Source organism: Bradyrhizobium sp. HKCCYLS3013, from assembly GCF_051167615.1.
In the GTDB taxonomy this organism is placed as follows: Bacteria; Pseudomonadota; Alphaproteobacteria; order Rhizobiales; family Xanthobacteraceae; genus Bradyrhizobium.
The window spans coordinates 16038-33811 of sequence record NZ_JBNPTK010000017.1 but is presented as its reverse complement, the minus strand read 5'-3'; the positions used below and the strand labels follow the sequence as shown (position 1 = coordinate 33811).

At 65.5% G+C, this 17774-nt stretch carries 20 protein-coding genes; 11 read left to right on the top strand and 9 right to left on the bottom strand.

The features are described 5' to 3' along the window. Positions 1–34: 34 nt before the first annotated feature. The 3 genes from ACQR1F_RS25835 to ACQR1F_RS25825 all read left to right on the top strand — a co-directional run bounded on the left by ACQR1F_RS25835 (position 35) and on the right by ACQR1F_RS25825 (position 1135). A complete protein-coding gene (locus ACQR1F_RS25835) occupies positions 35–577 on the top strand; it encodes a DUF3828 domain-containing protein (RefSeq protein WP_434914096.1) in 543 nt (180 codons plus the stop codon). A 6-nt stretch (positions 578–583) separates the two neighbouring features. Further along, positions 584–856, top strand: coding sequence for a GNAT family N-acetyltransferase (locus ACQR1F_RS25830; RefSeq protein WP_434914095.1), 273 nt, complete (start codon positions 584–586; stop codon positions 854–856). A gap of 114 nt (positions 857–970) precedes the next feature. Beyond that, positions 971–1135: a DUF1127 domain-containing protein gene (locus ACQR1F_RS25825; protein ID WP_434914094.1), complete on the top strand. Its 165-nt coding sequence runs from the start codon at positions 971–973 to the stop codon at positions 1133–1135. A gap of 100 nt (positions 1136–1235) precedes the next feature. On the opposite strand, the gene ACQR1F_RS25820 is transcribed toward ACQR1F_RS25825, so the two are convergent. Then, positions 1236–1643: a DUF3597 domain-containing protein gene (locus ACQR1F_RS25820; protein ID WP_434914093.1), complete on the bottom strand. Its 408-nt coding sequence runs from the start codon at positions 1641–1643 to the stop codon at positions 1236–1238. A 402-nt stretch (positions 1644–2045) separates the two neighbouring features. Here ACQR1F_RS25820 and ACQR1F_RS25815 point away from each other — a divergent pair, with 402 nt between their 5' ends. Further along, positions 2046–2957: a DUF2189 domain-containing protein gene (locus tag ACQR1F_RS25815; RefSeq protein WP_316178578.1), complete on the top strand. Its 912-nt coding sequence runs from the start codon at positions 2046–2048 to the stop codon at positions 2955–2957. Between the two features lie 190 nt (positions 2958–3147). After that, a complete protein-coding gene (locus ACQR1F_RS25810) occupies positions 3148–3969 on the top strand; it encodes a lytic murein transglycosylase (RefSeq protein WP_315799836.1) in 822 nt (273 codons plus the stop codon). Positions 3970–4036: 67 nt separating this feature from the next. Here ACQR1F_RS25810 and ACQR1F_RS25805 read toward each other — a convergent pair whose 3' ends face one another. Further along, positions 4037–4336, bottom strand: a complete 300-nt coding sequence (locus ACQR1F_RS25805) for a hypothetical protein (protein WP_434886166.1) — start codon at positions 4334–4336, stop codon at positions 4037–4039. A 442-nt stretch (positions 4337–4778) separates the two neighbouring features. On the opposite strand from ACQR1F_RS25805, the gene ACQR1F_RS25800 reads away from it, so the two are divergent. The 5 genes from ACQR1F_RS25800 to ACQR1F_RS25780 all read left to right on the top strand — a co-directional run bounded on the left by ACQR1F_RS25800 (position 4779) and on the right by ACQR1F_RS25780 (position 9524). Next, positions 4779–4931 (top strand): DUF1127 domain-containing protein, encoded by a 153-nt coding sequence (locus ACQR1F_RS25800; RefSeq protein WP_006614327.1) that lies wholly within the window; start codon positions 4779–4781, stop codon positions 4929–4931. A gap of 157 nt (positions 4932–5088) precedes the next feature. Beyond that, positions 5089–6522, top strand: coding sequence for a methylenetetrahydrofolate--tRNA-(uracil(54)-C(5))-methyltransferase (FADH(2)-oxidizing) TrmFO (gene trmFO / locus ACQR1F_RS25795; RefSeq protein WP_434914092.1), 1434 nt, complete (start codon positions 5089–5091; stop codon positions 6520–6522). A gap of 7 nt (positions 6523–6529) precedes the next feature. Further along, entirely contained in the window at positions 6530–7630 is a 1101-nt protein-coding gene (locus tag ACQR1F_RS25790; protein ID WP_316178574.1) for a serine/threonine protein kinase, read from the top strand. Positions 7631–7697: 67 nt separating this feature from the next. Continuing rightward, positions 7698–8588, top strand: a complete 891-nt coding sequence (locus ACQR1F_RS25785) for a TauD/TfdA dioxygenase family protein (RefSeq protein ID WP_434914091.1) — start codon at positions 7698–7700, stop codon at positions 8586–8588. Between the two features lie 243 nt (positions 8589–8831). Continuing rightward, on the top strand, positions 8832–9524 hold the full coding sequence (locus ACQR1F_RS25780) for a TauD/TfdA dioxygenase family protein (protein ID WP_434914090.1): 693 nt from the start codon (positions 8832–8834) through the stop codon (positions 9522–9524). Between the two features lie 13 nt (positions 9525–9537). On the opposite strand, the gene ACQR1F_RS25775 is transcribed toward ACQR1F_RS25780, so the two are convergent. From ACQR1F_RS25775 to yajC, 5 genes are all read right to left on the bottom strand, one after another. Continuing rightward, on the bottom strand, positions 9538–10398 hold the full coding sequence (locus ACQR1F_RS25775) for a phytoene/squalene synthase family protein (RefSeq protein ID WP_434914089.1): 861 nt from the start codon (positions 10396–10398) through the stop codon (positions 9538–9540). After that, positions 10395–10778 carry an Mth938-like domain-containing protein gene (locus ACQR1F_RS25770; RefSeq protein ID WP_315799829.1) on the bottom strand — a complete coding sequence of 128 codons (384 nt, stop codon included), beginning with the start codon at positions 10776–10778 and terminating at the stop codon, positions 10395–10397. Before ACQR1F_RS25770 ends, ACQR1F_RS25775 begins: the two co-directional genes overlap by 4 nt. Before the next feature lie 55 nt (positions 10779–10833). Beyond that, positions 10834–11859 (bottom strand): protein translocase subunit SecF, encoded by a 1026-nt coding sequence (gene secF, locus ACQR1F_RS25765; RefSeq protein WP_434914088.1) that lies wholly within the window; start codon positions 11857–11859, stop codon positions 10834–10836. Positions 11860–11867: 8 nt separating this feature from the next. Further along, positions 11868–13469: a protein translocase subunit SecD gene (secD, locus tag ACQR1F_RS25760; RefSeq protein ID WP_434914087.1), complete on the bottom strand. Its 1602-nt coding sequence runs from the start codon at positions 13467–13469 to the stop codon at positions 11868–11870. Between the two features lie 89 nt (positions 13470–13558). Further along, positions 13559–13927 carry a preprotein translocase subunit YajC gene (yajC, locus tag ACQR1F_RS25755; RefSeq protein WP_172108587.1) on the bottom strand — a complete coding sequence of 123 codons (369 nt, stop codon included), beginning with the start codon at positions 13925–13927 and terminating at the stop codon, positions 13559–13561. A gap of 203 nt (positions 13928–14130) precedes the next feature. Between yajC and ACQR1F_RS25750 the strand changes: the two genes are divergently transcribed. After that, a complete protein-coding gene (locus tag ACQR1F_RS25750) occupies positions 14131–15135 on the top strand; it encodes an ATP-binding protein (protein ID WP_316236412.1) in 1005 nt (334 codons plus the stop codon). A 226-nt stretch (positions 15136–15361) separates the two neighbouring features. Here the strand turns inward: ACQR1F_RS25750 and ACQR1F_RS25745 are convergent, their stop codons facing one another. Continuing rightward, on the bottom strand, positions 15362–16813 hold the full coding sequence (locus tag ACQR1F_RS25745; RefSeq protein WP_434914086.1) for a peptidoglycan DD-metalloendopeptidase family protein: 1452 nt from the start codon (positions 16811–16813) through the stop codon (positions 15362–15364). Positions 16814–16920: 107 nt separating this feature from the next. Further along, positions 16921–17568 (bottom strand): protein-L-isoaspartate(D-aspartate) O-methyltransferase, encoded by a 648-nt coding sequence (locus tag ACQR1F_RS25740; protein ID WP_316236697.1) that lies wholly within the window; start codon positions 17566–17568, stop codon positions 16921–16923. Positions 17569–17774: the final 206 nt, after the last annotated feature.

The following is a 17774-nucleotide window of genomic DNA, read 5'->3' as shown; positions in this document are numbered from 1 at the left end:
ATCACCGCGCGCCGAATCGGATTTGAGGACAACCATGATCGACCGTCGCTTCCTGCTTCTCGGCCTCGCTGGCGTGCTCGCCGCTTCTCCGCTGCACGCGCAGGCACCTTCTTCCAACGAGCCCGTCGGCATCATGACCGCGATCTACACCCGCGTCGCCAAGGGCAAGGGCGAGGATGGCGGCACCTTCGTCATCGAGGACAAGGCGGCGCGCGCGAAATATCTGTCGAAGTCGCTGGCCGCCCAATGGGCGAAGATGGACGCCCGCACGCCCAAGGGCGAGGTCGGGGCGATAGATTTCGATCCCGTCACGAATTCGCAGGATCCCGATGTCGCCTCGTTCAAGGTGACGCCGGAAATGCAGGACGGCGACAAGGCAACCGTCGCGGTCAGCATTCGCGGCCACCGGACCGAGCGCAAGGAACAGGCCGATGACGTCATCCGTTACGACCTCGTGCGCGAGGCCGGCCAATGGAAGATCGACGACATCCGGGGCGCCGTCGATGGCAAGCCGTGGTCGATCCGCGCGATGCTGGTGGAGTTCCTCAAACTCACCGAGAAGCCCAAGCGAAAGTAGAGATGCATGACTGATGTCCGTGACAACAAGGCCGGCAGCCGCTTCGAGCTCGACATCGAGGGCAACGTCGCATTTGCCAACTACCGGGCCACGCCGCAGGGAGTGATCATCACCCATACCGAGACCCCGCTACCGCTGCGCGGCCGCGGCATCGGCTCGCAGCTCGTGGAAGGCGCCCTCGCGCTGATCCGCGCCGACCGCGGCAAGGTCATCGCGGGCTGCAGCTTCGTTGCCGATTACCTCCGCGACCACCCGGAGAACCGGGACATCATGGCCTGACGGCCGTAGAACTACCGAGCGAAACGATTGGACCGCGCGCCTTAACGCAATGGCTACCTGGATGGATCAGCAATCCCCCGCCGAACGAGCAACCAGACCAAGGGGGAGAGGCACATGTTCATCACAGCCATTTTCGACGTTCTCAAGCGCTACGTTCACTACCGCACGCAGCTCGCCTATCTCGACCAGCTCGACGAGCGCACGCTGCGCGACATCGGCTTCGAGCGCGACCAGCTCCACGCCGAGGCCTGGGAACGCGCCGGCTACGCACACGTCTGAGGCGCTGGCGCAGCCTCACGCCAGACGCGATCCAAGACGACAAAGGCCCGCACGATGGCGGGCCTTTCGCTTTCTTGGCCTTGCCGTGAGCGGCGCAAGCTCAGTGCTTGATCTCCGGCGGCAGCTTGCCGCCATTGGCCGCGAGCTTGCTCATCACCTGCTTGTGCAGCCACACGTTCATGCTGGCGGAATCGTTGGTGTCGCCGCTGTAGCCGAGCTCCTTGGCGAGCTCCTTGCGCGCGGCGAGACTGGAATCGATGTCGAGCGCCTTCATCAGGTCGACGATCGAGGTCCGCCACTCCAGCTTCTCGTGCTTGGCAGCCGCCGCCTTGTCGACGATCGCAGCCACATCGACATTTTGCGGCGCAGCAGCCGGGGCCGCCGTCGGGGACGCGGCCGCGCCGCCTGCCGGCGCGGTACCACCAGCGGCGGGCGTGCTGCCGCCGGCCGGTGTCGCCTCGGCAGGATGGCCGAAAATCGCGCCCATGATCTTTCCGAAAACGCTCATCAATGGCTCCCAATGGATGGTGATCGTAAGAAGAACTCGGCCGGCGGCCTTCCGTTGCGGAGACGCCCGTCGGAGCCGCCCCGCCACCGCCGTGGCCTGCCAAACGCGAACACGGCGACCAATGTGAAGCTTACCCAAGGCGGAATGACGGCGGAACGACTTTATTGGACCATGCTCCAGCTTCTGCGTGAGCGTTCCAGTCTAATGCACTGCGACATTCACAGCCCTCACCGAGGCGTGAGTAGGCGCAGCCTGTTTTGGCACTATCCTGGTGACTTCCGTTCGCGAATGGCCGCCCCGAGGTTCGTCGCGTCTGGCCATCCGCGAACTTGTTCCAACGAGAAGCGCAGCCCGCCTGCGTGGTTGGGAAGCGCCCTACGCAAGTTGAGGGAGCACACGACGATGGCCACCTACCACAGCAATGCTGCCTCCCACGTGCGGGCGGCAGACGAGGTCGCGGCTGAGCTGACGATTCGTACGATCGACATGTCGAGCCTGATGCGCGCGCTCCGGCTCGGCTGGGATGACTTCAAGGCGGTGCCGAGTCACGCCGTGATGCTATGTGCGATCTATCCCGTTCTCGGCCTGGTGCTGGCGCGCGCAGTGTTCGGCTATGCGGTGGTGCCGCTGTTGTTTCCGCTGGCGGCGGGCTTCGCCCTGCTCGGCCCGTTCGCCGCGCTCGGTCTCTATGAGCTCAGCAGCCGCCGTGACCGCGGCGAGGACACCAGTGCCTGGGACGCCCTGGAGGTGCTGCGGTCGCCGTCGTTCGGCTCGATGCTCGGACTGGGCACGCTGCTCCTCGCGCTGTTCGTCACCTGGGTCGCGACGGCGCAGGCGATCTACGTCGCAGTGTTCGGCTATGGCGGCGCGACCGGTGTGAGCGATTTCCTGCAGCGGGTCTTCACCACACCGCAAGGCTGGTGGCTGATCGCGGTCGGCTGTGGCGCAGGCTTCCTGTTCGCGCTGCTGGCGCTGTGCCTCAGCATCGTGTCCTTCCCATTGATGCTCGACCGTCACGCCGGCGCGCTCGAAGCGGTGGTCACCTCGCTGCGCGTGGCGGCCAAGAATCCAGTTCCGGTTGCGGCCTGGGGCCTCATCGTCGCAGTGCTCCTGGTGGCCGGCACGATCCCGTTCTTCCTCGGCCTCGCCGTCGTGATCCCGGTGCTCGGCCACGCCACCTGGCATCTCTACCGTGAGGCCATCGCGATCCATCCCGACGCCGCCCGGATCGTGCCGCCGGCCCCCCGCAGCTCCAAGCCCGCGGCGGATTTCCCGGCGAACCTGTTCCCGTGGCGCTCGCGTGACCAGATGTGAGGACGCCGCGATGAATCTTCACTGCCGCCGGCCTCCAGGCCGGCGGTCGCGTCGAGTGGCCGCAGAGTGTGGCGGCGCTCACGAAATCCGACGCCAATGTGATCGAAAGGCCTTGCTGCTGCCGCGGTTACGCCCGACATGGAGCACGCCCAGCAACGCCTTTTGAATCCATTGCCGTCCAGGTGTTTCGATGATTGCTCGCGTTCTCGCCGTTTCCGCTCTTGCCTGTCTCGCTGCCCTCACCCCCCTGTCAGCGCCAGCGCATGCCGCGGTACCCTGCGGCAACGGCAATTTCGACGGCTGGCTCGCCGAGTTCAAGACCGAAGCGGCGGCCAAAGGCATCTCGCAGAACACGATCAATGCGGCGCTGACGGGCGTGACGCCCGACCAGAGCGTGCTGAACCGCGACCGCGGTCAGAAGGTGTTCAGCCAGACCTTCGAGGAGTTCTCCGGGCGCATGGTGCCGCCGCGCCTGACCCGCGGCTCCAACATGCTGAAGCAATACGGCTCGGTGCTGTCGCGGATCGAGCAGAGCTACGGCGTGCCCGGCGAGGTGCTGGTCGCGATCTGGGGTCTCGAGACCGATTTCGGCGTCAACGTCGGCAAGTTCCCGACCATCCGCGCGCTCGCGACGCTGGCCCATGACTGCCGCCGCGCCGAGCAGTTCCGCGGCGAGTTGCTGGATGCGCTGCGCATCGTCGACCGCGGCGACCTTCAACCGGCCGAGATGCACGGCGCCTGGGCCGGCGAGATCGGGCAGACCCAATTCATGCCGTCGTCCTGGATCAAATATGCCGTGGATTTCGACGGCAATGGCCGGCGCGACCTGATCCGCAGCGCGCCCGACGTTCTCGCCTCCACCGCGAACTATTTGAAGGGCTATGGCTGGCAGAAGGGCAAGGACTGGGAGCCCGGCGGCCCGAATTTTGCGGTCATCCAGCAGTGGAACAAGAGCGAGGTCTATGCGCGGACGATCGCGACGTTCGCGACCCAGCTGGCGCGGGCGCCGTAGGAGGGAGAGTGAGGCCGATCGCGGCATCGCGACCGGCCGTTCGTTCGATGATGCTGTGATACGCCCGCTACTTGCTCATCCCGGCCTGCATCGCCCTGGTCAGGTGCATGCTGCAGGCACCCATCTTGCCGCTCAGAAGCGCGTCCTGCGCCGCCGCGATCTCTTTTTGCGCCGTGTATCGGGCGTCGCCGTCGGCCATGGCCTCGATCGCCGTCTCGGTCTTTTCCAGGTTGGCCCCGCTGCAGCCGGCGCCATGCATCCGCGCGGCCTGAGCCGGACCGAACGCCACGATTGCCGCAGTGATGAGCGCGGCCCCAAACAGTTTGTTCATTGTTCTTCCTCGCTGGTGCGGCGGCATCGGCATCATTGCCGGACACCGCGACACTTTGTCGCACCTTCCGCAAGATGGCACGAAATGAAATCGCCGCGAGCGATCCGTGATGGCGAGCCCTACCATTCGAGAGGTAAAGCCAAAATAATGAATTTATATTCATTCTATCAACCCATGCATTTCGCGAGGTACGGGCCGGGCGGGCACCTCCAAAACTTGTCCAGCATCGGAGTTGGCATTACGCGATCCGGCAATCCGAACGAGCGATTGAAAAACCGCATGAATACGTGGTTTTTTGCAATTCGCTTAGCGGCTGGGCGCCCTGCCCGATTCTTACCCAAGCGTTACTCAAGCTATGCGCCGAGGGGTTAGCTGCATCGCAACATTCACGCTTCCGCATCGCAACATTCCCTTCTATGTTCATTTCAACGATGAAGTTCCAACGAAGAACTGAATCGCGAACTAAAGGAGATTTCTCATGTTGCTCTCGCTCATCCGCATGGTTCAGGCGTTCCGTGAGTATCAGCGCAACGTTGCCGAGCTGTCGCAGCTCAGCGATCGCGAACTCGCCGACATCGGTCTCGATCGCTCGGACATCCCGCGCGTTGCCGCCGGTCACTACAACGGCTGATCAGCCCTCTTCCGATCTCTACCGGACATCGCCCGCCTCGCTGCGGGCGTTGCCGTTTTCGGGCGGTTCGCACACCGCGACACACGCGCCCGCTTTCTCGCGCCGAGCCTCACTGGCGCATTTGCAGCGCTCGGGAAAAGCGCTACCTGTCCCGCGCATGACAGGCTCCAAATCACCTTCGAAGACCGTCCACATTGTCGGTGCCGGCCTCGCCGGCTCGGAAGCCGCCTGGCAGCTCGCCGAGGCTGGAGTCGACGTCGTGCTGCACGAGATGCGGCCGGACCACATGACCGAGGCGCACCGGACCGCGACGCCGGCCGAGCTCGTGTGCTCCAACTCGTTCCGCTCCGACGACGCGGCCAATAACGCGGTCGGCCTCCTGCATGCCGAGATGCGTCGGCTTGGCTCGCTGATCATGCGGGCCGCCGACGCCAACCAGGTCCCGGCCGGCGGTGCCTTGGCCGTCGACCGTGACGGCTTCTCGGCCGCCGTCGCAAGCGCGCTGGAAGGCCATCCGCGCATCGAGCTGCGCCGCGGCGAGATCACCGGCCTGCCGCCGGCGGACTGGGAGAACGTGATCATCGCCACCGGTCCGCTCACCTCGCAGCCGCTGGCCGAGGCCGTCCGTGACCTGACCGACGAGACGGCGCTCGCCTTCTTCGACGCCATCGCGCCGATCGTGCACAAGGACACGATCGACATGTCCAAAGCCTGGTTCCAGTCGCGCTACGACAAGGTCGGTCCGGGCGGCACTGGTGCCGACTACATCAACTGTCCGATGACGAAGGAGCAGTACGACGCCTTCGTTGCGGCGCTGCTCGCCGGCGAGAAGACCGACTTCAAGGAGTGGGAGAGCAACACGCCCTATTTCGACGGCTGCCTGCCGGTCGAAGTGATGGCCGAGCGCGGCCACGAGACGTTGCGCCATGGTCCGATGAAGCCGGTCGGCCTGACCAATCCGCACAATCCGACCGTCAAACCCTACGCGATCGTGCAACTGCGCCAGGACAACAAGCTCGGCACGCTCTACAACATGGTCGGGTTCCAGACGAAGCTGAAATACGGCCCGCAGCAGCAGATCTTCCGCACGATCCCCGGTCTAGAGAACGCCGAATTCGCGCGGCTCGGCGGGCTGCATCGCAACACCTTCCTCAACTCGCCGAAGCTGCTCGATGCGCAGCTCCGTCTGCGCGCGCAACCTCGGCTTCGCTTTGCCGGCCAGATGACGGGATGCGAGGGCTATGTGGAGTCGGCGAGCATCGGCCTGATCGCAGGCCTCTACGCCGCCGCCGAGGTGCGCGGCGCCAATCTGCTGCCGCCGCCGCCGACCACCGCGCTCGGCGCCCTGCTCGGCCACATCACCGGTGGCCACATCGAGACGATCGACGGCGGGACGCGCTCGTTCCAGCCCATGAATATCAATTTCGGCCTGTTCCCGCCGCTGGCGACGGCCCCGACCCGCAAGCCGGACGGCACGCGGCTGAAGGGCAACGAGAAGACGGTGGCGAAGAAGCAGGCGATGAGCGCCCGCGCGCTGGCTGATCTCGACCGCTGGATCGCCGAGCACCTGCGCGTCGCGGCCGCTGCGTGAGAGCCCCATGAGTTTGCCGAAGACTGATTCCGCCGTGCTGGCGGCACGTTGGAGCGAAGGCGTGCTGCTCAAGCGCGACGTGTTCTCGACCGTCGAGCGCGGCCGCTTCAAGAGCGAGGCCGGCGAAGTCGATGCGGTGCTGCGCCGGCTCGACGAGGTGCCGTGGTGGTCGTTCGTGCTGGCGCGGCATTTGTTCGCGCGCGAGCGCAAGGCGCTGACGCGCGCCAGGGGGCTCAACGCCGGCCCCGATCTGCTGTGGGCGGGCGATCGCGCGCTGGTCCGCGGCTTCATCAATGGCGTGGCGCTGCATCTGGCCAAGCCGCACGGCAACGTCGCCTATTTCCGCTCGGCCAAGCGGATGATGCGCCGGCTGCATCGCGCCGGAATCACGCACAACGATCTCGCCAAGGAGCAGAACTGGCTGGTCGGTCACGACGGCCATAGCTACGTGACGGACTTTCAGCTGGCCGCCTGCTTCGACAGCCGCAGCCGCCTGTTCCGGATCGCGGCCTATGAGGATTTGCGTCACCTGCTCAAGCACAAGCGGAGTTACGCGCCCGAGGCGCTGACGCCGAAGGAGCGCAAGATCCTGGCACGCAAATCGCTGTTCGCGCGCATCTGGCTGATGACCGGCAAGAAGGTGTATCGCGCGATCACGCGCGGCATCTTCAATTTCACCGACCGCGAGGGGGGTGGACGGCGCCTCGTCAACGATGCGCCGGTGCTGATGGATATGATCCGGAAGAACCCGGCCGTGCGCGATGCCGCGATCGTCGCCTTCGCCGACCGCCGAACCGGCGTCGGGCTGTATGCCTTCGTCGAGGGGGAGCAGCCGACGCTTGAAACCCAGCTGCAGAACGAGCTTGCTTCAGCCAAGGGCCCGAAGCCGCCGGAGCACATCCAGGTCGTGCATGCCCTGCCGCGCGACGCCAGCGGCAGGCCACGCACCGAGCTGTTGCAGCTGGTCGCGATGAACCAGATCGACCTGATCGAGCCGATGCTCACGAGCGACAGTGATCGCGCCTTCCTCAAGGACATCCTGGACTCGCGTAAGAACCTGCGCGACCGGTTCAATTTCGAGGCCGACCTGAAGCTGCCTTCGGCCTGAGCGGACGAGACTTCGCGGCCCGGCCATTGTATCCTGTGGTTGCAATGTCGTTTGGGAGGATTTGGCAATGAACGTCGAGACCCGCGCGGCGACAACCTCTCGGTCGTCGAGCATCGAGATCATCCCGACTGGCCGGCAACTCGGGGCGGAGATTCGACATGTCGATCTCAGGCATCTCGACGATGCGGGCTTCGACGCCCTGCTCCGCGCCTTTCACACGCACTCCGTTTTGCTGGTGCGCGGCCAGGCTCTGACGGACCAGGACCTGATCGCCTTCAGCCGCCGCTTCGGTGATCTCGACTGGGCGCCGGTGCAGGAGAACGGGCGCCGCTTCGTCGACGGTCTGCCCGAAATCTATATCGTCTCGAACGTGAAGGTGAATGGCGAGGCGATCGGCAGCCTCGGCGCCGGCGAAGCGGTGTGGCACACGGACATGTCGTATCTCGACACGCCGCCGATCGCGAGCGCGCTCTACGCGCTGGAAATTCCGCCCGTCGGCGGCAACACCTCGTTCTGCAGCATGTATGCCGTGTACGACGCGCTTCCGCTTGAACTGAAGCGCCGTATCGCGGATCTCAAGATCAAGCACGACGGCACCTACAACAGCGGCGGCTTCGTACGTCAGGGCGTGACGCCGACCGATGATCCGCGCACCTCGCCGGGCGCGATCCATCCGCTGGTCTGCACGCATCCCGATTCCGGTCGGCAGATGCTTTATCTCGGCCGCCGGCGCAACGCCTATCTGGTCGGGCTCGAACTGGCGGAATCGGAGGCACTGCTCGACGAATTGTGGGCGTATGTAGCCCGTCCGGAATTCGCCTGGGAGCATGTCTGGAAGGTCGGCGATCTCGTCATCTGGGACAATCGCTGCACCATGCATCGGCGCGATCCGTTCGATGATCATGCGCGGCGAATCATGCATCGGACCCAGATCAAGGGAACGAATCGCCCGCACTGATTCGCTTGCGCGCGACATCCGCACGATCAAGCACCAGATTGCCTGCGAATGAGTTGCAGGTTGCTGGATATTTCCTCGTGCGTCGCCTTGAAGCGTCCAATTTCCGACTCAGAGCGGCAGAGTGTGCCGACAATCGGCAGATCGTGCCGCGATCCTTCCGCGAATTGCCTCCGAGCCGAAACACCCGCGACAAATTACGATGGTTGATTTGCAGGCGCTGGTGAAACTTGGGAGATGACGCAAGTGAGTCTCAGAAGCAACGTTGCTCGAAGCGCCGAAAGCAGCCTCATCCAGGTCATCCCGACGGGAAAGACGCTCGGTGCCGAGGTCTGCAACGTCGATCTCGGATCCTTCGATGATTGGGCGTTCGCCTCGTTCATGCGCGCGCTGCTCAAGCACCAGGTCCTGCTCGTGCGCGGCCAGCGTCTTGGTGAACGTGACATCGCGGCTTTCAGCCGCCGCTTCGGTCACGCGGATCTATTTTACACCTCTCCCGGCGGCTTGCTGGGCGACAGACTGTCATTCTGCAGCCTCTACGCCGCTTATGATGCGCTCTCGCCGGCGCTGCGCAGCCGCGTCGCTCATCTGAAGGTTCGTCATCTCTCGACCGACACCGCCGATGATGGCCGTCGCACCGTCATCGCAGGCCCGGTGCACCCGCTGGTCGGCAATCATATCGATACCGGCCGCTCAATGCTCGCGCTGGGGCAGCGTCGCCATTCCTACGTCGTCGGCCTCGAGCAGGACGAATCAGACGCGCTGCTCGACGATCTCTGGCAGCTTGCCGAACGGCCCGAGTTCAGTTGGACCCACACCTGCCGGCCCGGTGATCTCGTCGTCTGGGACACCCGCTGCACGATCCACCGGCACGAGTCGCCGGACATGCCGAGACTCCTGCACAGCCCGCCACTCTGGAACACGATGCCCTCGGCTTGAGCCGGCGACGGCGTCAGCGCGCGCGAAAACTCGCCGTCCCCGCGGCCCGCCACAGCGTCCACAGCGTCGCGAGGCGCGAGCGGGGGCGCGGCTGAAACGGATCGTCGCGGGGCCCGGCCCGCGCGAGGTCGCGCCGGACCAGCGCGAGCGGCAGCAGAACCGGCCGCACGGCCGGCGGCGCCTGACGCGCCAGTTCGAGGGTGTGATCGACATGCTGCCGGGCCTGCCCGCGCAGGTCCATGATCACCTCCTGGATCGCCGGTGATGCCTTGCCGGAGAACATCTCCTCCTGGCCGACGGCATGCCGCGCGAGAAGATCGAGCGGAACGTAGAGCTGCCGGTGGGCGGCATCGCGCGGCAGCGACGCGATCACCTGGAGCAACCCTTGCGCGATGCCGGCATGGTGCGCGAGATGATCGGCGTCCGCAAACGGCGGCGCAATGATCTGCGCGGCCAGCGCGAACAGCGCGCCGCGCGTGTCGCCGAGATAGCCGTCCAGCGCCGCCATCGTCGGCATCGGATCGTTATAGAGATCGAACTGGTGCTCATCGACCAGGCGCGTCAGCCGCTCGACCGGAAGCGCGAAGCGCTGCACGGTGAGCAGCAATTCGGCCGCAACGGGATTTCCCTCGGCGCCGCCATGTTCGTGACCCGTCAGCGTGTCGTGCCACCACTGCAGCCGGACTTCGCCCGGCAGCGGCTGCGACACCAGATCTCGTATGCGGCTGACTTCGACGTTGAATGCGTACAGCGACAACAGCGCACGCCGGGGCTCGGGCGGCATGAACAGCGTCGAGGCGTAGCGGTCGAAATCGTGCTCGCGGACAAGGCCTGCACAGAACGCGGCGTCGCTGTTGGCGCTCGTCTCGCTCATGGGACGGCGATGAGCGCTGCCGCAACCCGGCGCCGCTCGCCGATCATGACGTTGTAGGTGCGAATCGCGGGGCCGGTCTGCATCGCATCGAGAACGACGTTCACGCCGCGCAGGGCCGCGCGCAGCGGTGCGGGCGGGATCCAGACTTCGTTTCCGGTGCCGATGATGAGCGTGTCGATTCTGTTCGCCGCGTCGAAAACGCGCTGCAGCGAATATCGGTCGATCTGGCCGGGCTGAGTGACATCCCAGGCCCAGATCGAGTCGGGCAGGCACAACAGCGAGCCGCGGTGCGACATGCCGGCAAAGGCAAAGCCGCCTTTGCCATAGCCGTCGATCGGCGCCGATCGCGGGAAGTGCGGAGTGTCGTTCGGAGTGGTCATGTCCGAGACCAGCTTGCTGCCTCCGGATCTGATCCGAAGGCAAGGTTCCTTCGAATCACGGCATCTTCTTCTTCGCCGCCGGCTTCTCCTCCTGCGCTTCGGCTCGGACCGAATGCACGCCGAGATAGATGAGGATCGGCGACGCGATGAAGATCGAGGTGTAGGTGCCGACCAGCACGACGCCGAACATCATCACCGCGGTGAAGCTGTGGATCGCCGGGCCGCCGAACAAGAGCAGCGCCAGCAGCGCCAGGGTCACCGTGACGTGCGTGACGATCGAGCGCGACAAGGTCGAGTTGATCGATTCGTTGAGCAGCTGCGGCATCGGCATCTTCTTGTAGCGCCGCAGCATCTCGCGGATACGGTCGTAGATGACGACGGTGTCGTTCAGCGAGTAGCCGAGAATGGTCAGCAGCGCCGCGATGCTGGTGAGGTCGAAGTCGACCTGGCTGATCGACATGAAGCCGATAGTCAGCACGATGTCGTGGACGTTGGCGATCATGGCGCCGAGCGCGAACTGCCACTCAAACCTGAACCAGAGATAGATCAGGATCGAGACGATCGCGAGCATCAGGCCAAGCAAGCCGACGGCGAGGAACTCGCCCGAGACGCGCGGACCCACGACCTCGACGCGGCGATATTCGACGGAATCACCGATCGCCGCCTTCACCTTGTTGGCGGCCTCCTGCTGCGCGGCATCACCGCCAGGCTGCTCGGCGATACGGATCAGAACCGATGCATCGGTATCAGCACCGAACTGCTGCAGCTGCACTTCGCCGAGGCCGAGCGTCGACAGCTTCGCACGCATCCCGGCGATGTCGGCGGTGCCCGACTTGGCCCGCACCTCGAGCAAGGTGCCACCGCGGAAGTCGATGCCGAGGTTCAGTCCGTGGGTGAAGAACAGCACGATCGCCAGGATCGACAGTGCCGCCGAGATCGGGAAGCTGATGCGGCGGAACTGCGTGAAATCGAAATGCGTGTCGTCGGGCACGATGCGCAGCGACGGTAGCAGGCCGAGCGCGCTGACCACCGTCAGCACCACGATCAGGATGCCAAGCCCGATGAGAACCCAGTGTGTCACAGTAGCTCCTAGATTGGCACGCTTTGCGGCCGCTTCCACCGCACCCACCCCGCCACGATCAGGCGGGTGAGCGTGAAGGCGGTGAAGACCGTGGTGAGGATGCCGATGCCCAGCGTCACGGCGAAGCCGCGCACCGGGCCGGTGCCGATGTAGAACAGCACGGCGGCGGCGATGAAGGTGGTGATGTTGGAGTCGAGAATGGTCGCCAGCGCGCGCTTGAAGCCGGCGTCGATCGCCGAGATCGCGTTGCGGCCGCCACGCAGCTCCTCGCGGATGCGCTCATAGATCAGCACGTTGGAGTCCACGGCGATGCCGACCGTCAGCACGATGCCGGCGATGCCCGGCAAGGTCAACGTGGCGTTGAGCAGCGACAGCACACCGAAGATCATGGCGACGTTCACGACCACCGCGATGTTGGCGAACACGCCGAACAGCCGGTAGGTCACCAGCATGAACACGATGACCAGGATCGAGCCGACATAGGAGGCGAGTTCGCCCTTGGCGATCGAATCGGCGCCGAGACCCGGACCGACGGTGCGCTCCTCGATGACCGTGAGCGGCGCCGGCAGCGCACCGGCGCGCAGCAGGATCGCGAGCTCGTTGGCAGACTGCACGGTGAAATTGCCCGAGATCTGGCCCGAGCCGCCGGTGATCGGCTCGCGGATGACCGGCGCCGAGATCACCTTGTTGTCGAGGACGATGGCGAACGGCTGCCCGACATTCTCGGTCGTGGCCTGCGCGAACTTGCGCGCGCCGGCCGAGTTGAAGCGGAAGGTGACGATCGGCTCGTTGGTGCGCTGGTCGAAGCCGGTCTGCGCGTCGGAGAGATCTCCGCCGGAGACCAGCACCTGCTTCTTGACGACATAGGGCTGGTTGGGCGGCGACGCGCTCTGCAGCACCTCGGAATCCGGCGGCACCCGCCCCTGCATCGCCTGATCCGCCGGCACCGAGGTGTCGACCATGCGGAATTCCATCTTGGCCGTGCGCCCGAGCAGGTTCTTGAGCTGCGTCGGATCCTGCAAGCCCGGCACCTGCACCAGGATGCGGTCGTTGCCCTGGCGCTGGATCACCGGCTCGACGGTGCCGAGCTCGTTGACGCGGCGCTCGACGATCTGCATCGACTGCTCGATGGTCTGGCGGATGCGTTCCGTGATGGCCGCCGGCGGGATCGTCAGCCGGACCAGTCCGCCGCCGGCATCGCTGACCTCAAGGCTGCGCTGGCCGCTGGAACCGAGCAGCCCACCGAGCGGCTGCGAGAGATCGCGCAGCTTGGAGATCGCAGTTCCCGTGTCGCCTTCCTTGGTGATCCGGACCTCGACCCCATCACCCCGGCTCACCAATCCGGTGTAGCCGATCTTGGCATCGCGCAGCGTGCGGCGAACATCGTCGCGCACGGCATCGAGCCGCTCCTTCTTGATGTAGTTGGAGTCGACCTCGAGCAGCAGATAGGAGCCACCCTGCAGGTCGAGGCCGAGCACCAGCCGGCGCTGCGCCCAGGTCGGCCAGGTCTTGACCGTCGCCTCGGAGAAGAAGTTGGGCACTGCGCACAGGCACACGACGAGCGCCGTGAGAATGATGCCCAGCGCCTTCCACCGCGTGAAATACAACATGGAGGTTGTCCGTAAGGGCCGTAGCCGGCCCGAAAAATCAGAACATCACTAAAGAGCGAAGGCCGGAGTTGATTCTGGCCGGGCCGCAATCAGCTCGCGGCCTTTTCGTCCTTCTTGTCGTCCTTTGCGTCTGCCTTCGCGGGCTCGCCCTTGGTGCGGACGCCGGTGATCATCTGGCGCATCTGGCGCACGCGGATGCCGTCGGCGATCTCGAACTCGACCTGGTCGTCGTCGACGACCTTGGTCACCTTGCCGACCAGGCCGCCCTGGGTCACGATGGTGTCGCCGCGGCGGACGTTCTTGACCAGGTCGGCATGCTCTTTGACCTTCTTCTGCTGCGGCCGAAGGATCAGGAAATACATGATCACGAAGATCAGCGCGAACGGCAGCAGCGACATCAGCATGCTGTTGGTGTCGCCAGCGCCGGCGGCCTGGGCATAGGCAGGGGTGATCAGCATGTGGTCGATCCTCGTGGGCAGCGCCCGGTGAGACGGGAATAGCCGGCGAACCACGCATGTCTCGGCGCGGGCCGGCCTCTTGCGAATTTCGCGCGGAATATAGCGGCAGCAGTCCCAATAGCAAGGCGCCCCGCCCCTTCATTTCGCCCCGCTTGCGGCAGCCGGCGAGGCCCGATATGGCTGCCCCATCAGGAACTTGCAGCATGTCGAAAAAACCAGCCAAAGCCCCGTCCCGTAGCCCCGCCAAAAACGCCCTCGGACCGCTCGCCAAAGGCACCCGGCCTGCAGCGCAAAAGCCACCAGAGATCGCGGCAAAACGTCCTGCCCGCCCCGCCTCCGACGATACGGCTGACCGGATTGCCCGTGCGCTGGAAGCCATTGCCACGCATCTGGCGGCAACCCATGCGGGTGCCACGCCCGCGCTTGACCTCAACGCGGCCGACGCCTTCGTCTGGCATCCGAACGGCCGGCTCTCGACGGTGCCGCGCGTCAGCCGTGTCGAGATCGACCTGCTCAAGGGCATCGACCGGATGCGCGACATCCTGATCGAGAACACCGAGCGCTTTGCCAACGGCCTGCCGGCCAACAACGCCTTGTTGTGGGGCGCGCGCGGCATGGGCAAATCATCGCTGGTGAAGGCCGCCCATGCCAGCATCAACGTCACGCGCAAGCCGGCCGACCGGCTGAAGCTGATCGAGATTCACCGCGAGGACATCGAGAGCCTGCCGGCGCTGATGGACATCCTGCGTGCCGCGCCGTTCCACTTCATCGTGTTCTGCGACGACCTGTCGTTCGACGGCAATGATGCGTCCTACAAATCGCTGAAGGCCGTGCTCGAAGGCGGCATCGAGGGACGGCCCGAGAACGTCATTCTCTACGCCACCTCGAACCGACGCCATCTGTTGGCCCGCGATATGATCGAGAACGAGCGCTCCACCGCGATCAATCCGGGCGAAGCGGTCGAGGAGAAGGTCTCGCTGTCCGACCGTTTCGGCCTGTGGCTCGGCTTCCACCGCTGCAGCCAGGATGAGTATCTGGCGATGGTCAAAGGCTATTGCGGCCATTTCGACATCGCAGTCGCCGCGGATCAGTTGGAGCGCGAGGCGCTGGAATGGGCCACGACGCGCGGCTCGCGCTCCGGCCGCGTCGCCTGGCAGTTCACGCAGGATCTGGCTGGCCGCCTCGGCGTGCGGCTGAGCGCGAAGTAATCCGACCTTCCGCGCCCCATCGCAGGCGATGACAGTCGCCTGCGTGGCACGCAACCAGTCTCAGCCTCCGTCATTGCGAGCGCAGCGAAGCAATCCAGAGTCCCGCACACCACCCTGGATTGCTTCGCTGCGCTCGCAATGACGCCTTTGGCTGATATCCCGCCTCAAACGACAAGGGCTCGCCCAGAGGCGAGCCCTTGCATGTGAGGACGGCAGGCGTCGCGGCTCACGCCCCGTTGAGGAATTGCAGCGGGTCAACCGGAGACGATCCCTTGCGGATCTCGAAGTGGAGCTGCGGCGATCCGACTTCTCCCGATTGACCCGACTTGGCAATGACCTGGCCGCGCTTGATCGGATCACCGCGCTTCACCATCAGCTCACTCGCATGGGCATATGCGGTGACATAGCCGTTGGAATGCCGCACCAGGACCAGGTTGCCATAGCCCTTCAATTCATTGCCGGCGTAAGCGACGACGCCATCTTCGGCTGCCTTCACCGGGGTGCCCTCGGGCACGGCGATGTTGATGCCGTCGTTGGACTTGCCGTTGGTCTTGGCGCCGTAGCTCGTGATCACCTTGCCGCGAGCCGGCCAGCGGAAGGTCGGCAGCGAGCTGGTGGTTTCGGCCGGCCGCGCCGGCTCCTCCTCCTTCTCGGGCGCCGGATTGGCCTGGGCCAGGCGGGCGCTCTGGACCGGACCTGCCGCCGCAACCCGCGTCGTCGGCGCTGGCGCCGGCACGGTCGCAACCGCCTGGGGAACGGTTGCGACCGGGGCCACCGGCGCGGCTGCCGCTACGGCCCTGCCAGGGACGGTCAGCCTGGTCCCGAGCTTCAGCGGCGATGCCTGATCGATGTTGTTGGCGCGGGCGAGCTCAGCCGCCGTCAGATGATTCTGGCGGGCGATGCTGGCGAGTGTCTCGCCGCGGTTGACGAAGTGGACGGTGGACGGTGCTGCGGCCGCCACCGGCTTCGGCGCGATCATTGGCGCCGCAGCAACGGGCTGGGCCGCGGGCGCAGCCGCCACCGCGCCAGGATGCGGAATGATCAGCTGCTGGCCCGGCGACAACGCGCGCGGCCCCTTGTAGCCGTTGGCAGCCAGGATCTCAGCCGGCGTCACGCGGTAGCGCTTGGCGAGGATGTCGAGCGTATCGCTGGTGCCGACGATGATCTTGGTGCCACTGGCAGGACGCGCGGCCGCGACCGAACGCGGCGGCACGGTGCCGGTGGTCTCGAGCCGCGGCTGAGCCGGCGGAGCATAGGAATGCGCCGGCTGTGCATAGGCCTGGGGTGCGGCGACGGCGGGCGCTGCGACGGGGACCGCAGCGGGTGGCGCATAGGATGCGACGCCGCGCCCGCCCGACGACATGCCTCCGGCACCGCCGCCCGTCGGATAGGATTGCGGAGCCCCGACCGCCGGGGGCGGCAGCGCCGCGGACGAATAGGGTGGCGCCGGCGCGGGAGCTGGCGTGTAGGACTGGCTGTATTGCTGGTGCTGCCGGGGCGGCTGCGCCTGCACCGACCCGGTGGAATCGGATGCAAACGGGTTTGAAAACGGATTTTGCGTCTGCGACAGCCGCGTCGACATGTCGGCGCTGCAGCCGGCGACGCCGAATGACATCAGCGCCAACGCCGCAACCTGCGGCAGGCGGCGCGAGCGAAGCAACTCGACAGTGGCGGGCATGGTTACTCACTCGTACGCAACAAACAACGAATTCGAGTAAACACAGCCGCGGTAAATAAGCGCTTAAGCCGCGAATAAAGCGTTGTGCGGCCTGCTGATCCGTCTCTTTAGAGTTCGCGCGCAATTCCCGGAATTGCCGGCACAAATCGCACGTCGACGAGCTCTTTTCGGTCGAGACGATCACCCGTCCGCGTGATCCTGACGAGCGTCTGCACCCCGTGTTGCGGCCCGACCGGCGCGATCAGGATACCGTCCGGCTCCAGCCGGTCGAGCAGGCTCTGGGGAATCTCATCCATCGCCGCCGTTACGATGATGCGGTCGAACTGGCCGCCCCCCGGCGGCAGCGCGTAGCCATCGCCGAGCATGACCTCGACATTGAAGCAGCCGAGCTTCTCCAACCGCTCCCTGGCCTTGTCGGCCAATGTCCGGAAGCGCTCCACCGTCAGGACGTTGGTGACCAGCCTGGACAGAATCGCGGCCTGGTACCCCGACCCCGTCCCGATTTCGAGGACACGATGGGACTTCTGCAGCTTGAGCTGCTCGGTCATGTAGGCGACGACGAAGGGCTGGCTGATGGTCTGTCCACAGGCGATCGCCATCGCGCTGTCGCGATAGGCGTCCGGGCGGTCGGCCGGCAGAACGAACTCCTCCCGCGGCACCTCTTCCATCGCACGCAACACCGCCTGATCGCTGATCCCGCGCCGACGCAGGGTCAGCTGAAACATCATTTTCTCGGGAGGAGCAGCTGGGGGCATCGGGATGTCGGTTGGTGGGCTCCTGCGCAATTTACCTGCCGGGCGAGGGTTGCGCACCGATTTTCCGCGCGCCCGTCGCAACCAGGATGCACCGTCATGGTCCCGACGACGACCGCGTTCCGCACGAGGAACCAAGTCGGGTCCGGTTCGTTCACCTTATGGGCGATCGTGCCCACGCCGCACGGCCATGAAAGACGACATTGTTG